The following is a 5,342-nucleotide window of genomic DNA, read 5'->3' on the forward strand; positions in this document are numbered from 1 at the left end:
GCCCGTAGATGCGGGTGCCGATCAGCGGCGCCAGGATCGACGACAGGCGCGCCGGCAGCTTGCGCTTGTAGATGAAGTACGCGAACGCCAGGCCGGGCAGCGCGAAGATCGTCCACGTGTGCAGGCCAAAGTGGTAGAAGGTGAACGCCATCGCCTCGCGGGCCGCGTCGTTCGACTGCGGTTCCACGTCCGCCATCGGCGGGTTGGCGAAGTGGTTGAGCGGCTCGGCCACGCCCCAGAACATGAGGATCGTGCCGATGCCCGCGGCGAAGAGCATGGCGAACCACGTCGGCGTCGAGTGTTCCGGCCGTTCATCGTCTCCCCCGAGCCGGATCCGCCCGAACCGCGAAATGGCGATCCAAATCAGGAAGAGCAGGAACACCGTCACGCCGAAAATGTAGAACCAGCCGAGATTCTCCTTCAGCCAATCCGCGGAGGTGGAGAACGTCGCGGTGACCGACTCCGTGGACACCAGGGTCCAGACCACGAAGCCGAGGATCAGCGCCACCGACGGCCAGAACACCGGCGGATCGATTCTGAAAGTGAATTTCCGGCCGCGGGTGATGTCCCCCGGTTCTTTTCTCGTCGAATCGGGCAGGGACACGCGAATCACCTCAAGTGAATTGGTCGGTCGGCTGTCCTTTCCACCTGACCATCATTCACCGCCGAATACAACCGGACCGGAAGGAACCGTTGCCGAATCGTGCCGTTTGCCCCGATCCTCGGGTGTCCGCGGCCGCTACAGGTACTTCACCAGCCCGGTCTGCGCCGGGTGCGCCAGGAGCAGATGGCGCGGGACGACGCGGACCGCGTACCCGAGATCGCCCGGCCGGTCGGTGCGAATGGTCGCCGAATAGCGGCCTCGGCCCTGATGCTCCATCACGTGGGTGGTGGCGCCGAACAATTCGCCGTCGTCGTCGAGTTCGCCGACAATGACTTCGACTCGCACGTCTTCGTCGGCAAGCGTGCCCAGCTCGGCGTCGACGCAGACCCGGAACTCCTCGCCCGCCAGGACCCTCGTGCCCTCGCCGACGGGCTCCCCGTCGCACACCGCGTGCGACAACGTGATGTTCGGCCATCCCTGCGCCACGTGCCGCGACCAATTGACGTACTGGCGGGCGGTGTCGTCGTCGGCGGACATCAGGCGATTGGCGTGGTCCGCGGGGCGGTAATAGCCCTCGACGTAATCGCGGAGCATGCGGGTGGAGGCCACCAGCGGCGACAGCGTCGTCAACGACGCCCGGACGCGGTCCAACCAGGCGTGCGGGATGCCGTCGGCGCCGCGGTCGTGGAACAGGGGCGCGATCTCCGCTTCGAGCAGATCGTAGAGCGCCTGGGATTCCAGCTGGTCGCGGTAGCCGGCGTCGTGCGACTCGACGGTCGGGATGGTCCAGCCGTTGCCCTCCTGCGGCATCTCGTCCCACCAGCCGTCGGAGATCGACAGCGTCAGGCCGCCGTTCATCACGGCCTTCATGCCCGAAGTGCCCGAGGCCTCCTGCGGCCGGATCGGATTGTTCAGCCACACGTCCGCGCCCGACACCAGGTGCGCCGCCAGCGCGAGGTCGTAGTCGGGCAGGAACACGAAGCGGTCGCGCACGCCCGCGTCATCGGCGAAGCGGATGAGCTCCTGCATCAGCTGCTTGCCGCCCATGTCCCGCGGGTGGGCCTTGCCGGCGATGACGAACTGCACCGGGCGGTCGGGGTCGAGGAGGATGGCGCGCAGGCGGGCCGGGTCCTTGAGCATCAGCGTCAGGCGCTTGTACGTGGACACCCGGCGGGCGAAACCGACGGTGAGCGCGTCCGGGTCGAGGACGCGGCGGGTCCACGCCAGTTGCGCCTCGTCGAGGCCCCGGTGGCGCCAGGAGTCGTGCACGGCGGCGCGGGCGGCGTCGACCAGGTCCGAGCGCATGGCGTTGCGCGCGGCCCACAGCTCCTCGTCGCTCACCGCCCCGGGGTGGCCCCACGTGTCCGCGACCGCGAGATCGGCCCCGCCGGACACCTTCTCGATCACCGGCTCCATCGCCGGGTGCGCCCACGTCGGCAGGTGCACGCCGTTGGTCACCGAGCCGATCGGGACCTCGTCCGGTTCGTAACCCGGGTACAGGCCCCGGAAGTTCTCCCGCGAGATCGCCCCATGGAGCTTGGCGACGCCATTGGCCCGCTGCGAGAGGCGCAGCCCCAAGTTCGCCATGTTGAACCGATTCGGGTCGTCCTCGCGGCCGAGTTCCAGGATGCGGTCGACCGGCAGTCCCGGGCACAGGCGCGACGTGCCGCCGCCACCGGCGTCGATGTGGCGGCGGACCATCTCCAGGTCGAACCGGTCGATGCCCGCGGGCACCGGGGTGTGGGTGGTGAAGACGCCGCCCGCCCGCGTCATGGCCAGCGCCTCGTCGAACGAGGAGCCCTCGTCCATGCGCTCGCGGATGCGCTCCAATCCGAGGAAGCCGGCGTGCCCCTCGTTGAGGTGCGCCACGCGCGGGCGCATGAGGCCTCGGGAATCGCAGAACGCATTGACGGCCCGGACGCCGCCGACGCCGAGGATGATCTCCTGGCGCACGCGGTGCTCGTCGTCGCCGCCGTAGAGGCGGTCGGTGATGCCGCGCAGTTCGGCGGGGTTGGCGTCGATGTCCGTGCTCAGGAGTATGAGCGGGACGCGCCCCACCTGGGCCGCCCACAGCGCCGCGGTGACGGTGCGGTTGTCGGGGAAATCGACCTCCACGTGGATGTGGGTGCCCGAACCGTCGCGGACCTTCTGCACCGGCAGCGACGCCGGCGGGTGCGCCACGTAGGCCTCCTCCTGCCAGCCGTCGGCCGACAGCGACTGCGTGAAATAGCCGTGCGTGTACAGCAGGCCCACGCCGATCAGCGGAACGCCCAAGTCGGACGCCGACTTCAGGTGATCGCCGGCCAGCACGCCGAGGCCGCCGGAGTAGATCGGCAGCGACGGGTGGATGCCGAACTCCATGGAGAAGTACGCGGCGATCGGATCGGTGGCGGTGCGGTTGGTGGCGCCGGTCGTTTCGGCGTCGGCGACCTCGTGCTCGGCGTGGCTGTGCTGGAACCACAGGGATTCCTGCAGGTACGCGTCGAGATCATCGGCGGCCGCGCGCATCTTGCCCAGAAAATCCCCGTCGGCGGCGAGAGCCTCCAGGGAGGAGCGGGGGCTGGCGTGGAGCATCGCCATCGGGCCGTTGACGCGGGACCACAGTTCCGGGTCGATGCCGCGGAACAGCTCCTGCGTCGGCCGGTGCCACGACCAGCGCATGTTCATGGCCAGCCGGACCAGCGGCTGCAGGGCGGAAGGGATGTTGTAGGAGACCGAGACGGTGCCTGTTGCCTTCATGGATCGAACCTAACCCCAAGCGGGCGACCCCGCCACAGCAGCGGAATCGCTGCCGTGGCGGGGTCGTGGTGAGCTGGTCCGGGCCGGGCCGGTCTCGGGTTTACTCGCCCTTGACGTCCTCGCCCAGCATGTGGACGTGGACCAGGTTCGTGTTGCCCTCGTTGCCCGGGGGCGAACCGGCGACGACGACCATCATGTCGCCGCGGCGGTACTCCTTCATGGCCAGCAGCGCCTCGTCGACGGTGGTCATCATGTCGTCGGTGGTGCGGACCTCCCGGGTGAGGAACGTCTCCGCGCCCCACGTCAGCGACAGCTGGGAACGCACCGACTGATGCGGCGTGAACACCAGCAGCGGCAGCCGCGAATGCAGGCGCGCCACGCGTCGGGCGGTGTCGCCGGAGGAGGTGAAGGCGACCAGGGCGCGCGCGTTGAGGCGCTCGCCGATGTCGCGGGCGGCGTAGGAGATCACGCCGCGCTTGGTGCGCGGCACGTGGGTCAGCGCCGGCACCTCGCCGTCGCGCTCGGCGGCGGCGACGATGCGGGACATGGTGCGCACCGTGGTCTCGGGGTACTTGCCCACCGACGTCTCGCCGGACAGCATCACTGCGTCGGCGCCGTCGAGCACGGCGTTGGCCACGTCGGAGGCCTCGGCGCGCGTCGGGCGGGAGTTGACGATCATCGAGTCCAGCATCTGGGTGGCCACGATGACCGGCTTGGCGTTCTCGCGGGCGATCTGCACCGCGCGCTTCTGCACCAGCGGGACGTCCTCCAGCGGCACCTCGACGCCGAGGTCGCCGCGGGCGACCATGACGGCGTCGAAGGCGAGGATGATCGCCTCGAGCGCGTCGACGGCCTCGGGCTTCTCCAGCTTCGCGATGACCGGGACACGGCGCCCCTCCTCGTCCATGATCGCGTGGACGAGCTCGACGTCCGACGGCGAGCGCACGAACGACAGCGCGATGAAGTCGACGCCCAGGTTCAGGGCGAACCGCAGGTCGCGGATGTCCTTCTCGCTCAACGCCGGCACGGAGATGTCCATGCCCGGCAGGGACACGCCCTTGTTGTTGGAGACGGGGCCGCCCTCGGTGACCTCGCAAATGACGTCGTTGCCCTCGACGCCGATGCACTTCAGGCCGACCTTGCCGTCGTCGACGAGCAGGCGGTCGCCCGGCTTGGCGTCCTGCGCCAGGTTCTTGTAGGTGGTGGAGACCCGGTCGTGGGTGCCCTCGACGTCGTCGACGGTGATGCGGACGACCTCACCGTCGGCCCAGTACGTCGAGCCCTCGGCGAACCGGCCGAGGCGGATCTTGGGGCCCTGCAGGTCGGCGAGGATGCCGACCGCGTGCCCGGTCTTGTCGGAGGCTTCGCGGACCCAGCGGTAGTTCTGCGCGTGATCCTCGTGCTCGCCGTGCGAGAAGTTGAGGCGCGCGACGTCCATCCCGGATTCGACGAGGCCGGTGATGCCCTCGAGGGACGCGACGGCGGGGCCAAGGGTACATACGATCTTCGTTCGTCTTTGCACGTCCACCACCCTAGCCCTCCGCCGCCGCGTCCGCGTCGCGGCCCTCCGCGCCACGGACCTCTTCGGGTGCTTCACGACGCTTGTGCCGGAGGATGAACACGAACGCGCAGGCGACGAGGAACACGACCGCCGAGGTGACGGTGTTGATGCGCAGGCCGCCGAACACCTCGGTGGCGGCGTCGGTGCGGATCAGCTCGATGAAGAACCTGCCCAGCGTGTAGCCGGCGACGTAGAGTGCGAACACCATGCCGCCGCCGAGGCGGAAGCGGCGGTCGAGCCAGACGAGCAGGACGCAAATGGCGACGTTCCACAGCAGTTCGTACAGGAACGTCGGGTGCACCACGGCGAGGACTTCGCCGGTGGAGACGCCGGAGACGGGCGCGAGGTTGCCGGCCTCGTCGACGCGCTCGTAGATTTCCAGCCCCCACGGCAGAGTCGTGGGACCGCCGTGGAGCTCCTGGTTGAACCAGTTGCCCA

The 5,342-nt window shown here is 69.2% G+C and carries 4 protein-coding genes; all 4 read right to left on the minus strand.

From position 1 onward, the window contains the following. A partial coding sequence (locus GX015_RS01395; RefSeq protein WP_291342235.1) for a BCCT family transporter occupies positions 1 to 523 on the minus strand: 523 nt, incomplete at its 3' end. 216 nt (positions 524 to 739) lie between these two features. Next, positions 740 to 3,343, minus strand: coding sequence for an alpha-glucan family phosphorylase (glgP, locus tag GX015_RS01400; RefSeq protein ID WP_291342229.1), 2,604 nt, complete (start codon positions 3,341 to 3,343; stop codon positions 740 to 742). Between the two features lie 100 nt (positions 3,344 to 3,443). Beyond that, positions 3,444 to 4,865 carry a pyruvate kinase gene (pyk, locus tag GX015_RS01405; RefSeq protein WP_291342231.1) on the minus strand — a complete coding sequence of 474 codons (1,422 nt, stop codon included), beginning with the start codon at positions 4,863 to 4,865 and terminating at the stop codon, positions 3,444 to 3,446. Positions 4,866 to 4,875: 10 nt separating this feature from the next. Further along, positions 4,876 to 5,342, minus strand: a 467-nt coding sequence (locus tag GX015_RS01410) for a prolipoprotein diacylglyceryl transferase family protein (protein WP_291342233.1), incomplete at its 5' end; no start/stop codon positions are given.

Source organism: Corynebacterium sp. (assembly GCF_012837295.1).
Taxonomy (GTDB): domain Bacteria; phylum Actinomycetota; class Actinomycetes; order Mycobacteriales; family Mycobacteriaceae; genus Corynebacterium.

Excerpts from the sequence above, each read along its gene's own strand:
- glgP (WP_291342229.1), bottom strand. The coding sequence starts at position 3,343 with ATGAAGGCAACAGGCACCGTCTCGGTCTCCTACAACATCCCTTCCGCC.